Source organism: Kushneria marisflavi (assembly GCF_002157205.1).
In the GTDB taxonomy this organism is placed as follows: domain Bacteria; phylum Pseudomonadota; class Gammaproteobacteria; order Pseudomonadales; family Halomonadaceae; genus Kushneria; species Kushneria marisflavi.
This window is the reverse complement of the sequence record NZ_CP021358.1, coordinates 2,756,526-2,773,036: the sequence shown is the minus strand read 5'-3', so window position 1 is coordinate 2,773,036 and position 16,511 is coordinate 2,756,526. Positions and strand designations below refer to the sequence as shown.

16 protein-coding genes are annotated in these 16,511 nt (G+C 60.6%); 14 read left to right on the top strand and 2 right to left on the bottom strand.

All coding sequences use genetic code 11. From position 1 onward, the window contains the following. Positions 1-27: 27 nt before the first annotated feature. On the bottom strand, positions 28-1,299 hold the full coding sequence (locus tag B9H00_RS12670) for a malic enzyme-like NAD(P)-binding protein (protein WP_086901867.1): 1,272 nt from the start codon (positions 1,297-1,299) through the stop codon (positions 28-30). A 257-nt stretch (positions 1,300-1,556) separates the two neighbouring features. On the opposite strand from B9H00_RS12670, the gene B9H00_RS12665 reads away from it, so the two are divergent. From B9H00_RS12665 to tatC, 13 genes are all read left to right on the top strand, one after another. Next, positions 1,557-3,791, top strand: a complete 2,235-nt coding sequence (locus tag B9H00_RS12665) for a primosomal protein N' (protein WP_174678726.1) — start codon at positions 1,557-1,559, stop codon at positions 3,789-3,791. Positions 3,792-4,001: 210 nt separating this feature from the next. Beyond that, positions 4,002-5,687: an arginine--tRNA ligase gene (gene argS / locus B9H00_RS12660; RefSeq protein WP_086900944.1), complete on the top strand. Its 1,686-nt coding sequence runs from the start codon at positions 4,002-4,004 to the stop codon at positions 5,685-5,687. Beyond that, positions 5,688-6,521, top strand: a complete 834-nt coding sequence (locus B9H00_RS12655) for an SPOR domain-containing protein (protein WP_086900943.1) — start codon at positions 5,688-5,690, stop codon at positions 6,519-6,521. It abuts the gene before it with no gap. Positions 6,522-6,828: 307 nt separating this feature from the next. After that, positions 6,829-7,350: an ATP-dependent protease subunit HslV gene (gene hslV / locus B9H00_RS12650; RefSeq protein ID WP_086620612.1), complete on the top strand. Its 522-nt coding sequence runs from the start codon at positions 6,829-6,831 to the stop codon at positions 7,348-7,350. Positions 7,351-7,352: 2 nt separating this feature from the next. Continuing rightward, complete coding sequence (gene hslU, locus B9H00_RS12645; RefSeq protein WP_236944273.1) at positions 7,353-8,717, top strand: ATP-dependent protease ATPase subunit HslU; 1,365 nt, start codon at positions 7,353-7,355, stop codon at positions 8,715-8,717. A gap of 138 nt (positions 8,718-8,855) precedes the next feature. Further along, entirely contained in the window at positions 8,856-9,248 is a 393-nt protein-coding gene (locus tag B9H00_RS12640) for a gamma-butyrobetaine hydroxylase-like domain-containing protein (protein WP_086620613.1), read from the top strand. 168 nt (positions 9,249-9,416) lie between these two features. Next, positions 9,417-10,163, top strand: coding sequence for a bifunctional demethylmenaquinone methyltransferase/2-methoxy-6-polyprenyl-1,4-benzoquinol methylase UbiE (ubiE, locus tag B9H00_RS12635; protein ID WP_086900942.1), 747 nt, complete (start codon positions 9,417-9,419; stop codon positions 10,161-10,163). Between the two features lie 129 nt (positions 10,164-10,292). Next, on the top strand, positions 10,293-10,928 hold the full coding sequence (locus B9H00_RS12630) for a ubiquinone biosynthesis accessory factor UbiJ (protein WP_086901864.1): 636 nt from the start codon (positions 10,293-10,295) through the stop codon (positions 10,926-10,928). Continuing rightward, positions 10,928-12,556: a ubiquinone biosynthesis regulatory protein kinase UbiB gene (ubiB, locus tag B9H00_RS12625; RefSeq protein ID WP_086900941.1), complete on the top strand. Its 1,629-nt coding sequence runs from the start codon at positions 10,928-10,930 to the stop codon at positions 12,554-12,556. The genes B9H00_RS12630 and ubiB overlap by 1 nt, the downstream gene beginning before the upstream one ends. Before the next feature lie 96 nt (positions 12,557-12,652). After that, positions 12,653-12,991 carry a phosphoribosyl-ATP diphosphatase gene (locus B9H00_RS12620; protein ID WP_086900940.1) on the top strand — a complete coding sequence of 113 codons (339 nt, stop codon included), beginning with the start codon at positions 12,653-12,655 and terminating at the stop codon, positions 12,989-12,991. Positions 12,992-13,096: 105 nt separating this feature from the next. After that, on the top strand, positions 13,097-13,351 hold the full coding sequence (gene tatA / locus B9H00_RS12615; protein WP_086900939.1) for a Sec-independent protein translocase subunit TatA: 255 nt from the start codon (positions 13,097-13,099) through the stop codon (positions 13,349-13,351). 6 nt (positions 13,352-13,357) lie between these two features. Continuing rightward, positions 13,358-13,888: a Sec-independent protein translocase protein TatB gene (gene tatB / locus B9H00_RS17075; protein WP_236944272.1), complete on the top strand. Its 531-nt coding sequence runs from the start codon at positions 13,358-13,360 to the stop codon at positions 13,886-13,888. Continuing rightward, positions 13,885-14,658 (top strand): twin-arginine translocase subunit TatC, encoded by a 774-nt coding sequence (gene tatC, locus B9H00_RS12605; protein WP_086900938.1) that lies wholly within the window; start codon positions 13,885-13,887, stop codon positions 14,656-14,658. The genes tatB and tatC overlap by 4 nt, the downstream gene beginning before the upstream one ends. Positions 14,659-14,673: 15 nt before the next feature. Here the strand turns inward: tatC and elbB are convergent, their stop codons facing one another. Beyond that, entirely contained in the window at positions 14,674-15,342 is a 669-nt protein-coding gene (gene elbB, locus B9H00_RS12600; RefSeq protein ID WP_086900937.1) for an isoprenoid biosynthesis glyoxalase ElbB, read from the bottom strand. Positions 15,343-15,507: 165 nt separating this feature from the next. Between elbB and hemB the strand changes: the two genes are divergently transcribed. Beyond that, positions 15,508-16,500 (top strand): porphobilinogen synthase, encoded by a 993-nt coding sequence (hemB, locus tag B9H00_RS12590; RefSeq protein WP_236944271.1) that lies wholly within the window; start codon positions 15,508-15,510, stop codon positions 16,498-16,500. Positions 16,501-16,511 lie beyond the last annotated feature (11 nt).

The following is a 16,511-nucleotide window of genomic DNA, read 5'->3' as shown; positions in this document are numbered from 1 at the left end:
TTTTGTGTGAAGGATCCAGCCAGCGGATCAGCCGCCGTAAACATCCTCAACGCTGGTCAGCGGGTAGTGCGACGGATAGGCCTTTGTGGCCACTCCTGAATCGACTGCCGCTTGCGCCACGGCGGAGGAGACGCGGTCCAGCAGACGCGAATCCAGCGGTGTGGGAATGATGTAGCCGCGACCGAACTCGAGAGCATCAAGTTCGTAGGCGGTCAGAACTTCCTGCGTGACCGGCTCACGGGCAAGGTCCTTGAGGGCGTGAACGGCGGCAACCTTCATCTCTTCATTGATTTCGCGGGCACGTACATCCAGTGCACCACGGAAAATGAAGGGAAAGCCCAGCACGTTGTTGACCTGATTGGGATAGTCCGACCGGCCGGTGGCCATGATCACATCATCGCGAGTGGCATGCGCCGTATCGGGATGAATTTCCGGATCCGGGTTGGAGCAGGCAAACACGACGGGGTTGGCCGCCATTTTCTGAAGCTGCTCGGCGGCGAACAGATTGGGCCCGGACAATCCGATGAAGACATCGGCACCGTCGATGGCATCGTCCAGGCTGCGCTCGGAAGTAGTGGCCGCGTAGCGTGCCTTGAACTCGTTGAGATCTTCACGACCGTCATGAATGACCCCCTTGCTGTCGAGCATGCGAATGTTGTCGCGCGCGGCACCACAGGCGATCAGCAAATCCATGCAGGCGATGGCCGCGGAGCCTGCACCCAGACAGACAATGCGCGCATCACCGAGCGTCTTGCCGGCGATATCAAGGGCATTGAGCAGGCCGGCAGCGGTGACGATGGCCGTGCCGTGCTGATCATCATGAAAGACCGGGATATCGCATCGCGCCTTGAGTTCACGCTCGATCTGGAAGCACTCGGGCGCCTTGATGTCCTCGAGATTGATACCGCCCCAGCTGCAGGCGATATTGGCCACAGTCTCGATAAAGGCGTTGGGATCGGCGTTGTCGACTTCGATATCAATGGCGTTGATTCCGGCAAAGCGCTTGAACAGCACGCCCTTGCCTTCCATGACCGGCTTGCTGGCCAGTGCGCCCAGATTACCCAGCCCCAGAATGGCGCTGCCATTGGAGATGACGGCCACCAGATTGCCCTTGCCGGTATAGCGATAGGCAGTTTCCGGATCGCGAGCGATTTCACGCACCGGCTCGGCCACGCCCGGGCTATAGGCCATGGCGAGATGTTTTGAGGAGGTCGTGGGCTTGGTAACTTCAATGCTCAGCTTGCCCGGAATCGGATAAGCGTGATAGTCCAGTGCTGCCTGTTTCTTGTCCTGAGACATGTTCATTACTCGTTCGAAAATCAATTATCAATTCGGCGAAGCGTAACGAAAAAGACCTGCCCCTACAAGTTGATGAACCCGCTATTTCAGTGGATACACGGGCGCTACATGACGACATCCAGACCTTGCCATCACGGCCAGTGCAGAGTGTCATCACGGCCGGTACAGAGAACGTGCTAACCTGCCGCGGCCCGCAGAATCTTCCTCAGCAGGCGGGCCGAAACATCCTTCTTTTTGATTTCTGGAGCAAGCCGATCGTGTCCACGCCCGGGCCTGACCGCGTGATTCTGGCGGTAGCCGTGCCGTCGCCACTCAAGCGAGTATTTGATTACCTGCCAGGCCATGATGCCCCCGAGGAGGGCTGGGTCGCCGGCGTGCGCGTGCGCGTGCCTTTTGGACGCCGATCCGTGATCGGCGTGGTCATCGATATTCACCACCAAAGCGATGTCCCGCTGGCTCGACTGCGTCGCATTGACACCCTGATCGATCGCACCCCCCTGCCAGCAGACTGGCTGTGGCTATGCCGCTTTGCCGCCCGCTACTATCAGCACTCGCTGGGCGAGACCCTGAGCAGTGCCATGCCGGCCCTGCTACGCCAGGGCCGGCCACTGACGGCACGCTCTCAGGCGCGTTGGTTCATCACCGAAGCGGGCCGAGCGCCGGGAGAGGTCTTGTCACGCGCGCCGCGTCAGGCAGAGCTGCTGGCCGCTATCGCCCAGCACCCGCGTGGTCTGGTGGCGTCAGCCATCTCGGCGCTTGGCTTCAATCGCCCTCAGCTTCACGCCCTGCGCGACAAGGGGTTCATCGACTGCCATGAAGAGAGCGTGGCTGCGCCGGCAAGCGTGGGCTCGCCAAAAACGCTGGCCGAACCCACGCTGCCGCTCAATCGTGAGCAGGCAAGCGTACTGGCCGAGCTGCATCAGGATCTCGACCGGTTTCGGGTCTCTCTTCTGCACGGTGTCACCGGCAGCGGCAAGACCGAGGTCTATCTGCAGCTGATCGAGGCGGTGCTGGATCGCGGGCGTCAGGCGCTGGTGCTGGTCCCCGAGATCGGCCTAACGCCGCAGACCCTGTCGCGCTTTAGAAAGCGCTTTAACGCCCCGGTCATTGCCCTGCACTCCGGCCTCAATGACAACGAGCGTCTCGACAGCTGGGAAGCCGCGCGCTCGGGCCGTGCTGCGGTGCTGATCGGCACCCGCTCGGCGGTCTTTACGCCGCTGGCCTCTCCTGGCGTCATCATCGTGGACGAAGAACACGACGGCTCCTTCAAGCAGCAGGACAGCCTGCGCTATCACGCCCGCGACCTGGCCATCGTTCGCGCCCAGCATGACGGTGTGCCCATCGTGCTGGGCAGCGCCACACCATCACTTGAAAGCCTTGCCCGCGCACGCGACGGTCACTACCGCCACCTGCGACTCAACACTCGGGCCGGCAATGCCGCACCGGCCGCCCTGTCGCTGGTAGATCTGCGTGGTAAACCCCAGCGCGGTGGCCTGGGGCCGCAGGCACTGACGGCCATCAGAGAGCATCTTCAGGCCGAGCGCCAGGTTTTGGTGTTCGTCAATCGCCGCGGATTTGCGCCCACGCTGACCTGTCATCAGTGCGGCTGGCTGGCCGAATGTCCGCAGTGCGACGCCCGAATGACCCTCCACCGTGACCCGCATCGGCTGATCTGCCACCACTGCGAACAGCAGCGCGGCGTTCCGGATGCCTGCCCGAAGTGCGGCAGTGCCGATCTCAGGCCTCAGGGCGCCGGCACCGAACGCACCGAAGAGGCATTGCAGGAAGCCTTCAGCGATACCCGCATCATGCGAATCGATCGCGACAGCACCCGCAAGCGCGATGCTCTCGAACAGACGCTGACCGAAATTCGTCAGGGCGGCTCATGCCTGCTGGTCGGCACCCAGATGCTGGCCAAGGGCCACCACTTCCCTCATGTCACGCTAGTGGTCGTGGTCAACGCCGACGGCGGGCTTTACAGCGCCGACTTTCGCGCACTCGAACACTCGGCACAGCTGCTGACCCAGGTGGCGGGCCGGGCTGGACGCGCCCAGCACCCCGGACGGGTGCTGATTCAGACCCTGCATCCGGAGGACCCGAGTCTGAGACTGCTGGTCGAGGAAGGCTACGACGCCCTGGCCGAGGAGCTTTTGACCGAGCGCCGGCTGGCCGGTCTGCCGCCCTTTCGTTTCATGGCGCTCATGCGGGGTGAAAGCGCGCGCATGGAGGCCGTGATCGAGCTGTTCACCCGAGCCGGAGAGGCCATGCGAGCCTGGCTCGACGAGCGGGGGCTGGCGGTTCACTGCCTCGGGCCGGTTCCGGCACCGATGGAGCGGCGTCAGAACCGCTATCATGCTCAATTGCTGCTCAGCGCCGACCGGCGCAGCGCACTGCATGAAGCCAGCGCCTGGCTGGATGAGTGGATGACCCAGCAGGCCGATGCAAGACGCCTGCGCTACAGCATCGACATCGATCCGCAGGAGATGTATTAGAACGATGTCTGCGCTGGAGAGGGCCTGATACATCCCGGACACAATACCGGTTTTGACACTGTCCACGGTTGAACGATAATGGCGGGCGCCAAAGCGCCTGCCCCCGTTTGATCCATCAACCTCGTCAACGCGGACGTTTTGTGACGGGGCGCGCAGTTCAAGACCTGGCCGAATGCGTCGGGCCAGCCATCCACGACCATAGATGCCAGCATGAAAGAGACGATTACCCTACTGCTCAATACGGCGCTCGAGGCGCTCAAGGCCGAAGGCGCCCTGCCCGTTGGCACCCAGCCCGACATTCGTGTCGATGCCGCGCGTGACCGGGCCCACGGCGACTACGCCAGCAACCTGGCCATGATGCTGGCCAAGCCTGCCGGCATGAAGCCGCGCGATCTGGCCGAGCGCCTGATCAACGCCCTGCCGGCCTCCAGCGCCATTTCAAGCGTCGAGATCGCAGGCCCCGGCTTTATCAACTTTTTCGTCAATACCAGCGCCGCGGGCGAAGTGCTGTTCGACATTCTCGAGGCCGGGGATGATTTCGGCCGTAACCGCGATGGCGCCGGCCAGAAGGTGCAGGTCGAGTTTGTTTCGGCCAACCCGACCGGTCCGCTACACGTCGGCCACGGTCGGGGCGCGGCGGTGGGCGACAGCCTGTGCCGCCTGCTCGAGGCCAACGGCTATGACGTCACCCGCGAGTTCTATTACAACGACGCCGGTGCCCAGATCGATAATCTGGCCCTGTCGGTGGCGGCCCGCATCAAGGGCATCGAACCCAACGACCCGGCCTGGCCGGCCGACGGCTACCGCGGCGAGTACATTCAGGATGTCGCGCGTGCCTATATGCAGGGCGATACCGTCACGGCCGACGATCGTCAGGTGACGGCCGCGGCCAACCCCGATGACATGGACGCCATTCGCGCCTTTGCGGTGGCATGGCTGCGTCACGAGCAGGATCTCGATCTCAAGGCCTTTGGTGTCGGTTTTGATGTCTTCTTTCTGGAATCCGACCTCTACGAGAGTGGCAAGGTGGAAGACACGGTCGAGCGCCTGATTCAGTGCGGTCACACCTATGAATCCGACGGCGCGCTGTGGCTCAAGACCACCGACTTCGGGGATGACAAGGACCGCGTGATGCGAAAGCGCGAGGGCGGATACACCTACTTCCTGCCCGATGTCGCCTACCACCTGGACAAGTGGCAGCGTGGTTTCACCACCGTCATCAACGAACAGGGCGCCGATCACCACTCTACGGTCACCCGCGTGCGCGCCGGGCTACAGGCGCTCGACGCCGGCATTCCGAAAGGCTGGCCGGACTACGTACTGCACCAGATGGTGCTGGTTACCCGTTCGGGCCAGGAGGTCAAGCTTTCCAAGCGGGCCGGCAGCTACGTCACCCTGCGCGATCTCATCGATGAAGTTGGTCGTGACGCGACGCGCTACTTCCTGGTATCGCGCGCTGCAACCTCGCAGATGACCTTTGATATCGATCTGGCACGCTCGCAGTCCAGCGACAATCCGGTCTATTACGCCCAGTACGCTCATGCCCGTGTGTGCAGTGTCGAGGCGAAAGCCGCCAGTAACGATCAGCCCTTTGATGCGCAGCGGGCGCGCGCCTCGCTGCACCTGCTCGAGGATGCTCGCGAGCGCGACCTGATCAACCGCCTGGGCAGCTGGCCCGAGACGGTGCGCCGCGCCGCCGACCAGCGCGAGCCCCAGCAGATCGCCCTGTATCTGCAGGAACTCGCCAGCGAATTCCACACCTGCTACAACGCCGTCAAGGTCATGGTCGATGACGCTGACCTGCGCAATGCACGACTGGCCCTTGGTCTGGCCGTGCGCCAGGTCATGCGCAACGGTCTTGACCTGCTGGGCGTTTCGGCCCCCAGGGAGATGTAAATGGCACAGCGCCAGAGCAAAAAGGCGCCCTCGGGCAAGGGCGCCACATCACGTAACAAGTCAAAATCCGGCGGCGACGGCTTCCATATCCCCGGCTGGCTGTGGGCGCTGGTCGGCATCATCGCGGGCTTTGCGATTGCCCAGTATTTCCAGAATGACGCCCCGCCAAAGCGTGACCAGGTAGCCGCCGTGGTCGCAAAAAAGCGCGCTGATGGCGGCGATCAGCAAAAGGGCAGCGAGTCTGCATCAACGGCCGAGGAAAAGGACCAGATGCCGACGTTCGAGTTCTATACCCTGCTGCCCGAATCGGAAGTGATCGCGCCGAACGTGGAAGATTACAACTCGGCCCCGCGCCCGGGCACCGAGGGCGCCGTGCTGGAACAGCACGCCAAACGCATTGCCGGCAATAGCAGCTCTGCGTCGGTAAGTCACCCGGAAAGCAAGACCACGTCACAGAAGAGCGCCACATCCAGCAGCTCCGAAAAGAGCAGCGCCGACAGCGGTGATGCCATCCAGCAGATGGCCTCTCGTCATGAAGCCTCCAGCAGCCGTCAGAGCGCGCCTGCCAGACAGCAGAGCGCGAGCAGTGCCGGCAGCGGCCCCAGCTACATGCTGCAGGCGGCATCATTCAAGTCACAAAGTGATGCCAATAACATGGCCGGCAAACTGCGGGATCTGGGGCTTGTCATGCAGGTCACTCAGGTTAAAACGGCCGACAACACCACCTGGTATCGCGTCCAGGCCGGTCCCTATCGCGACTCCGGGGAACTGGCACGCGCCCGGGGGCTGATGCAGACCCGAGGCATCGACCCGATGCAGATCCAGCAGCGTTAGAGCACGGTAACGCCTGGCCGCGGGGCGCCTGTTGCGATGCAGCAGGCGCCCTTTTTTATTTCAGGACCATGTTTCAGGGCAATGTTTCAGAAACCCTCTTCCTCCCCTTGTGACATTAAAAATCGGCCTGATCGACGCCGCCTTGCACACTTCAGACAACTTCCATATGGGTCATGGCTTGATTTGAGCCCCGGCCGCCCGCACTTCAGGGGAAAGTTTTCAGCAACGCAGATGAGTTCAGGCGCCACTGGCGCCGTTTGCGTTCAAGTCACCAGGTGCATGTCACCAACGCATTGGAGTAGCGCCGATGACCACGATTGTTTCGGTTCGCCGCGGCGAACAGGTCGCCCTGGGTGGCGACGGACAGGTGTCGCTGGGCAATACGGTCATGAAGGGAAATGCCAGCAAGGTCCGTCGTTTTTACCGGGGCCAGGTGCTGGCCGGCTTTGCCGGCGGTACGGCAGATGCCTTTACCCTGTTTGAGCGTTTTGAAGCGCAGCTCGAGAAATATCAGGGACATCTGACCAAGGCTGCCGTGGAGCTTGCCAAGGAATGGCGCACCGACCGCGCCCTTCGCAAGCTCGAGGCGATGCTGGCTGTGGCCGACCGCAATGCCTCGCTCATCATTACAGGCACCGGCGATGTGCTGGAACCCGAGCACGGCATCATCACCATCGGTTCGGGTGGTCAGTATGCCAACGCCGCGGCACGGGCGCTGGTACAAAATACCGACCTGTCAGCACGTGAAATCACTGAAAAGAGCCTCGCGATTGCGGCAGATATCTGTGTGTACACCAACCACAACGTGACGCTCGAATCACTGGACTGATCATGACCGAGACTTCCATGACCGCTCAAAATGCCAACAGCCAACACATGACCCCGCGTGAGATCGTGCACGCGCTGGATCAATACATCATCGGCCAGGCCGATGCCAAGCGCGCCGTGGCCATCGCCCTGCGCAACCGCTGGCGTCGCATGCAGCTCGACGACACGCTGCGCCCGGAAGTTACCCCCAAGAACATCCTGATGATCGGCCCGACCGGCGTGGGCAAGACCGAAATCGCCCGCCGTCTGGCGAAACTGGCCAACGCGCCGTTTATCAAGATTGAAGCGACCAAGTTCACCGAGGTCGGCTATGTCGGCCGCGATGTCGAATCGATCATTCGCGATCTGGTCGAAGCCGCCATCAAGCTGGTCCGTGAGCAGGCCAAGGCTCAGGTCGGCCACAAGGCCGATGACGCCGCCGAAGAGCGCATTCTTGATGCCCTGCTGCCGCCTGCTCGCGGCAGCGAGTACGACAGCGGCAAAAGCCGTGACAGCGCCACGCGTCAGACCTTCCGCAAGCAGCTGCGTGAAGGCAAGCTCGATGACAAGGAAATCGACATTGAGCTGTCGCCGGCCGGTCAGGGCATGGATTTTCAGGCCCCTCCCGGCATGGAAGACATGGCCAATCAGCTGTCCAGCATGTTCTCCAACATGGGCAAGCAGAACAAGGAAACGCGTCGCATCACCGTCAAGGAAGCCCTCAAGGTGGTCCGAGACGAGGAAGCCTCGCGTCTGGTCAATGATGAAGACCTCAAGGCCCGCGCCATCGAGGCCGTCGAGCAAAACGGTATTGTGTTCCTCGACGAGATCGACAAGGTGGCCAAGCGGGCCGAGTCCGGCAGTGGCGGCGATGTCTCCCGCGAAGGCGTACAGCGTGACCTGCTGCCGCTGATCGAGGGCTCGACGGTCTCGACCAAGCACGGCATGGTGCATACCGACCATATCCTCTTTATCGCCTCGGGCGCGTTTCACCTCTCAAAGCCCTCGGATCTGATCCCGGAGCTGCAGGGGCGTCTGCCGATTCGTGTTGAGCTCTCCGCCCTGTCGCCGGATGAATTCAAGCGCATCCTGACCGAGCCGTCCGCTTCGCTGACGCGCCAGTATGAAGCGCTGATGAAAACCGAAGGGCTGGACGTTCAATTTACCGATGATGGCATCGAGCGCATCGCGCAGATTGCCTGGCAGGTCAATGAAGGGACCGAAAACATCGGTGCTCGTCGTCTGCATACGGTCATGGAACGTCTGCTGGAAGAAGCGCTCTTTGAAGGCAGCGACATGCAGGGCCCGCTGGTCATCGACGGCGCCTATGTCGATGAGCGTCTGGGGGCACTGGCACGCGATGAGGATCTGTCGCGCTACATCCTCTAAACGTCTTTATCGTTTAACGCCAACAGCGTATCCTGGAGGGCGGCCCGTTCATGGGCCGCCCGTTTTTTTAAAAGGATGCCGACGCCCCTTTCGCAAGGGCGCTTCATCCGGTGCTACCTGATATCATGGAGACGTCCCATGAGTGCCCCCATGCCAACCGGCGTTCACTATCATCAGCGCAGTCGCGAACTGGCGCTGACCTATGACCTCAACGGTGAATCGCAAAGCTTTCGCCTCAGTGCCGAAATGCTCAGGGTCTATTCGCCCTCGGCCGAGGTACGAGGCCACAGCCCGGAACAGGCCGTCCTGCAGACCGGCATGAAATACGTCGGTCTGAAAAACATCACGCCCGTAGGCAACTACGCCCTCAAGCTGCACTTTGATGACGGCCACGACAGCGGCCTTTATACCTATGCCTACCTCTGGGAAATGATCGAAAACCGCGACCTCTGGTGGGACGACTATCTTCACGAGCTCAAAAAGGCCAATGCCTCGCGCGAGCCACTGGGTATCCCGCTACAGCGTCAATGAGCCAGGCACCTGATGGGCGTCAGGACAAATGATCTCCTGAAAGCTACAATGGCTTTCGACAGGCGCGACCCTCCCGACCGGATAGACGACGCACCGATGCCCAAAGGGCAGGTAGCGCCACTGACGATACCAGAACACATGACTTGCAAACGCTGACAGGGGAACGCCATGGACAAGCAGACAACGCACTTCGGCTATGAGGAAGTCCCTGTCGAGGAGAAGGCCGGCCGCGTCGAGCAGGTCTTCGATAGCGTGGCACGCCGCTATGACATCATGAACGATCTGATGTCGATGGGCGTTCATCGCTTCTGGAAGCGCGTGGTAATGGAGCGCTCAGGCGTACGCCGCGGCCATACCGTACTGGATCTCGCCGGCGGCACCGGTGATCTGACGGCCAAATTCGTGGAACGTGTTGGCCCCACCGGTCGAGTGGTACTGGCCGATATCAACGCCTCGATGCTGCAGGTCGGGCGTGACCGTCTGATGGATCGCGGCATCGGCGCGCAGGTCGAGATTGTTCAGGCCGATGCCCAGGCCCTGCCCTTCCCTGACAATACCTTTGACTGCATCACCATCGCTTTCGGCCTTCGTAACGTGACCGACAAGGACGCTGCACTGGCATCGATGACGCGCGTGCTCAAGCCGGGTGGACGGCTGTTGATTCTGGAGTTCTCAAAGCCTGTCAACGCGGTCTTCGAGAAGGTCTACGATCAATACTCCTTCCATGTTCTGCCGCGCATCGGCAAGTGGGTAGCCAACGATGCCGACTCCTATCGCTATCTGGCCGAGTCGATTCGCATGCATCCCGACCAGCCGACGCTCAAGGCCATGATGGAAAATGCAGGGCTCGAGCGCGTCGAGTACACCAACATGACCGGCGGTGTTGTGGCACTGCACCGCGGTATCAAGTTCTGAACGTCCCGCGCGGATGATGCCCATCACCTGGCAGCATCCGCCGGGCCGCTTTCCCGACAGGGTTAATGGCATGACACACGCGTATTTCATGACTTTTCGTCATTGCATACCTCAAGGGCAGTTCTGCTGATGTCCTTTATTACCCCCGTATTGCTGGCCGGCGTCGAGAAAACGGTAAACCGTCTGCTGGCGCGTGACCCGGCAGCTCCGTCTCGTCTCGCGGCCATGGCCGGGCAGCGCCTTTTACTGAGACTTGAATCCCCAAGGATTGAAGTCCTGGTGATCTTTCACATTCATGGCCTGACGCTCGCCTCCCTGCCCGACGGCGAAGACCGGGATGCCGATACCACCATCGAAATCGATACCGATACGCTCGGCGCCCTGCTGGGCGGCATGCCGATCCAGTCACTCATGACCAGCCACCAACTGGTCGTGCGCGGCCAGCTCGGTCTCTTGATGCAGGCACGCGAACTGTTGATGGACCTTGATATCAACTGGGAAGGCGCCTTCGCCGAATGGTTTGGCGAGGCACCGGCACATAGTCTGGCGACCGGGCTGCGACGCCTCGGCCATTTTGGCGTGCACTCTTCCAAAAGCCTGGAGCAGGATCTGCGCGAGTACATCCTGGAAGAGGGACAGTGGCTCGCCGGCCGTGGTCGCTTCGATGTCGCCCGTGAACATCTAACTGAACTCGAAATTGCGACGGACCGGCTGGAAGCCCGGCTTGAACGTCTCAACCGTCGTCTGCGAGGGCACCACTCTTGATGACGCTATGGCGCCTGATCCGTATTGCCTGGGTAGTCACCCGCTATCGGCTCGACAGTCTGATTCCGACCGAACGCCTGCCGGGCTACGCCCGCCTTGTCATGGCCATCGCCCCCATTCGACTGTTTCCGAAAGGCGACAAGACGCGCGGTGAGCGCCTGCGACTGGCACTCGAGGATCTGGGTCCCATTTTCATCAAGTTCGGACAGATGCTCTCGACACGGCGCGATCTGATGCCGCCGGACATCGCCGTTGAACTCAAGCGGCTGCAGGATCAGGTACCGCCCTTCCCCAGCGATACCGCCCGTCACATCATCGAAGAGGAGCTGGGTGCACCGGTTGGTGAACTCTTTGATCATTTTGAAGCCGACTCGATGGCCTCGGCCTCCATTGCGCAGGTGCACGCAGCGCGACTTCACAGTGGTGAAGAGGTCGTGATCAAGGTCATTCGCCCCGGCATCGATAATGTCATGCGCAACGACATTGCGCTTTTGTATACCTTTGCAAAAGTGCTTTTAAGGGTGTGGCCCGAAGCAAGGCGCCTGCGTCCGGTAGAAGTGGTCAAGGACTACGAGTCCACGCTCTTTGATGAGCTCGATCTGCAAAAGGAAGCCGCCAACACCTCCCAGCTCAAGCGCAATTTTCAGCACTCTCCGCTACTGCACGTGCCGACCATTTACTGGCCACAGACGCGCAAGCGGGTCATGACCCAGGAGCGGGTCAGCGGTGTGCCGGTGGCAGATACCGATGCACTGGAGGCCCAGGGGGTCGACATGCGCCTGCTGGCCGAGCGCGGCGTGGAAATCTTTTTTACCCAGGTGTTTCGCGACAACTTCTTTCACGCCGATATGCACCCGGGCAATATCTTCGTGGATATCAGCAACCCCAGTGATCCCAGCTATATCGCCATTGACTGCGGGATCGTGGGCAGTCTGACCCGAGAGGATCAGGACTATCTGGCGCGCAACATTATCGCGTTTTTCCGCCAGGATTATTACGAAGTGGCCATGCTCCACATCGAATCCGGGTGGGTGGGTGAACACACACGCGCCAACGAGTTTGCCGCAGCCATTCGCTCGGTCTGTGAGCCCATTCTGGAAAAACCGCTCAAGGATATCTCCTTTGGTCAGGTACTGATGGGGCTTTTCCAGACCGCGCAGCGTTTTCACATGGAGGTGCAACCTCAGCTGGTGCTGCTGCAGAAGACCCTGCTCAACATTGAAGGACTGGGGCGCTCCCTCTATCCCGAGCTTGATCTATGGCATACCGCCAAGCCCTTTCTGGAACGCTGGATGCATGAGCGCGCCGGACCCAAGGGTTTCTGGGAGGAGCTCAAGCGTCAGGCACCGGATCTGGCCCAGCGCATGCCGCAGCTGCCGGTCCTGGCCCATCAGGCCCTCTCCCAGGTTGAAAACGAGCGCAAGCACCGTGAGCAGCAAACCGCCGCCTTCGTGACCCTGCAGAACTCCTTTTCAGGGGTTCGCAAGGGCGCACGACGCATCAGGATCGGACTGGTGCTGATCGCAGGGGCACTTGCCTGGCAGCCCATTTCCCAGTGGGCGTTTCAGCAGCACTGGAGCATACTGGCCGCGGCCGGTATCGGGCTGGCACTGGTCATATGGCGCTGAGCGCCGCGGAGAACATCGACAGATTGCGGACGGTGATGATATAAGCTCCCATCGTCCTGAACACGCCCTGGCATGATGAATCAGGAACCCATTTCAATGAGCACCATTCTCGACCAGCTCGATGAGAGTCTGGCCAGCCGCCGCCACGGCGACGCTGATACGTCCTACGTCGCCGGCTTGCACCAGCGCGGTCTCAACAAGATTCTGGAGAAGGTGGGTGAAGAGGCGGTCGAGGCGATCCTTGCGGCCCGTGACGCCGAGCATGGCGATGACGCCGCCAGACAGGCATTGATCAGCGAGACAGCCGATCTCTGGTTTCATTCGCTGGTCATGTTGTCCCATCTGGGACTGGATCATCGCGGCGTGCTTGAAGAGCTGGCACGCCGTCAGGGCATTTCCGGGCTTGAAGAAAAGGCGTCACGCACCGGGAAGTAACATTTGCTTCTTTTACCTGTCCTACCATTACAATGATGGGTGCAGCCACAGGCGGCATCGGATTTACCAATGACCGTGTCCGGTCGGACACAATGGAGAGACGTCATGTTGGGTGGTATCAGTATCTGGCAGCTTCTGATCGTTCTGGGCATCATCATCCTGATTTTCGGCACCAAGAAGCTTCGTAATCTGGGCGGTGATCTGGGTGGCGCCATCAAGGGCTTCAAGCAGGCCGTCAACGATGACGACGAGGCCGGCAACAAGCCTCAGCAACGCGTCAAGCATGACGACGAACGCCCGGGCCACGAGACCATCGATAGCCATACGGACACGCGCGATAAAGAAGACACCCGGAAATAATTCGCCATGTTCGATATCAGTTTTCCCGAGCTGATCGTGGTCGGTGCCATCGCGCTGGTGGTGCTGGGCCCGGAGCGTCTGCCAACGGCAGCCCGTACGGCCGGTTTGTGGCTGGGAAAGATCAAACGCACGGTCTCCAGCGTTCAGCAGGAAATCACCTCGCAGCTTGAGGCCGAAGATCTGCAGCGCAAGATGAAAAGCCAGCAGGACCGCTTCGATCAGGGTCTGAAAAAGGCACGGGAAGATATCGAAGGTCTGGGCGATGACCCCTCGGCCACGAGCCGAAAGCTCTCCGATCGGGCGCTTTCCAGCGCTCCCGCACCGGATCGATCAGGTGAGCAATCACCTGATATCGAACTGTTATCGGATCGCCACGCCAATACCGCCGATCCCTCCACTGCCCCGCTCTCGGCCGCCGAGGCCGCTGAAGCAGAAGTGACAGCTGGCGAGCAGACAACCTCCGATACGTCCTCCGGGCAAACATCGGGATCGGACGGCCATGACGACAGCCATGACAGGGATAAACAGGATCGATGAGCCCACAGGACGGTAATCAGTCGCAGACCCCGCTGATCGATCATCTTATTGAGCTGCGCTCACGCCTTCTGCGCGCCATGATTGTCGTCGTGGTCGCGTTCGCGGCGCTGTACGCCTTCTCCAACCAGATCTATACCTTTGTGGCCGAGCCGCTCATGGCGCTGCTGCCGCCCGGCTCGCAGATGATTGCCACCGAAGTCGCCTCGCCCTTTCTGGCGCCCTTCAAGCTGACACTGATCGTGTCGCTGTTTCTGGCTATCCCCTTTGTGCTTTATCAGGCCTGGGCCTTTATTGCCCCCGGTCTTTATGCCCATGAGAAAAAGCTCGCGCTGCCCCTTCTAGGCTCAAGCGTGCTGCTGTTTTACGGCGGGGCGGCCTTTGCGTATTACGTGGTATTTCCGTTGCTGTTTCAGTTTTTCACCACGGCGGGGCCGGCAGATGTACAGGTAATGACCGACATCAACGCCTACCTTTCATTCGTACTCAAGCTGTTTCTGGCCTTCGGCATTGCCTTCGAGATTCCGGTTGCCACCTTCCTGCTGGTGCTGACCGGCGTCACTACGGTCCAGGCGCTGTCGGCCAAGCGGCCCTATGTAGTGATTGGCTGCTTTATCGTCGGCATGGTGCTCACGCCACCCGATGTCATTTCGCAGACCCTGCTGGCAGGGCCGATGTGGCTGCTGTTCGAGATCGGCATCCTCTTTGCCCGTCTCATTCGACGACCGCGCGGCGGCCGTGATGATGTCGAAATGGACGATACCGACAGTTGAGTGAACCGCCGCGCCTCAGCGCGGCTGCTCCATTAGCGTATTCACGCGCTCCACCAGCTTGAAAATCCCCTGAGCCACGTCCGACGGCCGCTTGCCCATGAGCCAACCGGGCGTGGTCAGAACGCGGTGCTCAATATCCACCACGATTTCCCCGACGCCGGCACTCTTGTGCAGCCCGCCCATGGCACTGATGGTACCGGACAGCTCGGCGCTCTGGCCAAGCGTAACCGGAATGGCCTGCTCAAAGAGACGGGGTACCAGCAGGGCTGCCATACCCACCAGTGCGATGGGCTTGCGGGACTCATGAAATTCGTAAAGCTGACCGACCAACTGCTCAAGCACCTGCATGGAAGACCCGCTGACGGCAAAATCGCTCAGCTGATTGATGGCGCCATGCCCACCGGGGATGATCACGGCCCCAAACTCCTTCGCCTGTAGCTTGTCTAGCGGATAAATCCGCTCATGGACCATGCGGCAGGATTCGACCATGGCGTGACGATTCACACTGTCCATGGGCTCGCCGCTGGTATGGTCAATGACGTGGTGCTGTACCACATCCGGGGCAAAGCAGCTCCATTCAAGCCCGAGCTGATCCAGGCGCAGAAGCACCATTGTCATCTCCTGCACATCGGTACCATCCAGCCATCCGCACCCGGAAATCACGACTGCTACACGCTTTTTCATGCTGCTGCTCCCATGAGATTCATGACATCCGCCTTCCTGGCAGGAGAGTGGCGACAGATACCCTGTCGGCCCTGTCGAATGTGACGATCGTTGTCACCGCTGCCGAACAGGCCAGCTATTATAGTTGTGTCCGTAGTGTCACTTTTGTGTTTCAGGAGTTCTATCGTGGCTGCCATTGTCTCACGCAAATTTCCCGGAACCCGTATGCATCGCATGCGTCACGATGATTTTTCACGTCGCATGATGCGTGAAAGCACGCTGACCGTGGAGGATCTGATTCTGCCTGTTTTTATCCAGGAAGGAGACAATCGCCGCGATGACATTCCATCAATGCCGGGAGTGGAGCAACTCTCCATTGACCAGCTTGTGCAGGATGCCGGCGAGATCGTCGCGCTCGGCATTCCCGCCATTGTCCTGCTTCCGGTCATTGACGCTGATCATAAAAGCGAGCTGGCCGAAGAGGCCTACAACGCCTCGGGTCTGATTCCGAGGGCGCTTCGTGCACTCAAGGCCGCTTATCCGACACTGGGCCTCATTACCGACATTGCCCTTGCCCCTTATACCGTACACGGTCAGGACGGCATTCTCGACGACCAGGGCTGCCTTCTCAACGACCGCACGGTCGAAACGCTGACCAAGCAGGCTCTGAGTCATGCCGAAGCGGGGGCCGATTACGTTGCCCCCTCCAACATGATGGACGGTCACATTGGCGCCATCAGAAAGATTCTCGAAGCCGAGGGGCTGCCCCATACCCGCATCATGTCATGTTCGGCGAGATACGCCTCATACTATGACACGCCCGCCTTCAATACAGGTTCATCCCCTGTCGACCGCGCCTCTTATCAAATGGACCCGGCCAATGGCGATGAAGCGCTGCATGAGGCGGCCATGGATATTGATGAAGGCGCTGATGCAATCATGATCAAACCCGGCATGCCCTATCTGGACGTACTGTATCGCGTCAAGCAGGAGCTGCGTGTCCCGACTTTCGTCTACCAGGTGAGCGGTGAGTACGTCATGCACAGGGCAGCCTTCACCAACGGCTGGCTGGATGAGGATACCGTCATACTGGAGTCACTGCGCTGCTTCAAGCGGGCCGGCGCCGACGGCATCGTGACCTGGTTTGCCCGGCAGGCCGCACAGGCGCTCAGAGCGTGAGGAGTGTCATC

Coding starts and splice junctions, on each gene's coding strand:
- B9H00_RS12670 (WP_086901867.1), bottom strand. CDS start 1,299: ATGTCTCAGGACAAGAAACAGGCAGCACTGGACTATCACGCTTATCCG.
- argS (WP_086900944.1), top strand. CDS start 4,002: ATGAAAGAGACGATTACCCTACTGCTCAATACGGCGCTCGAGGCGCTC.
- B9H00_RS12655 (WP_086900943.1), top strand. CDS start 5,688: ATGGCACAGCGCCAGAGCAAAAAGGCGCCCTCGGGCAAGGGCGCCACA.
- hslV (WP_086620612.1), top strand. CDS start 6,829: ATGACCACGATTGTTTCGGTTCGCCGCGGCGAACAGGTCGCCCTGGGT.
- hslU (WP_236944273.1), top strand. CDS start 7,353: ATGACCGAGACTTCCATGACCGCTCAAAATGCCAACAGCCAACACATG.
- B9H00_RS12640 (WP_086620613.1), top strand. CDS start 8,856: ATGAGTGCCCCCATGCCAACCGGCGTTCACTATCATCAGCGCAGTCGC.
- ubiE (WP_086900942.1), top strand. CDS start 9,417: ATGGACAAGCAGACAACGCACTTCGGCTATGAGGAAGTCCCTGTCGAG.
- B9H00_RS12630 (WP_086901864.1), top strand. CDS start 10,293: ATGTCCTTTATTACCCCCGTATTGCTGGCCGGCGTCGAGAAAACGGTA.
- ubiB (WP_086900941.1), top strand. CDS start 10,928: ATGACGCTATGGCGCCTGATCCGTATTGCCTGGGTAGTCACCCGCTAT.
- B9H00_RS12620 (WP_086900940.1), top strand. CDS start 12,653: ATGAGCACCATTCTCGACCAGCTCGATGAGAGTCTGGCCAGCCGCCGC.
- tatA (WP_086900939.1), top strand. CDS start 13,097: ATGTTGGGTGGTATCAGTATCTGGCAGCTTCTGATCGTTCTGGGCATC.
- tatB (WP_236944272.1), top strand. CDS start 13,358: ATGTTCGATATCAGTTTTCCCGAGCTGATCGTGGTCGGTGCCATCGCG.
- tatC (WP_086900938.1), top strand. CDS start 13,885: ATGAGCCCACAGGACGGTAATCAGTCGCAGACCCCGCTGATCGATCAT.
- elbB (WP_086900937.1), bottom strand. CDS start 15,342: ATGAAAAAGCGTGTAGCAGTCGTGATTTCCGGGTGCGGATGGCTGGAT.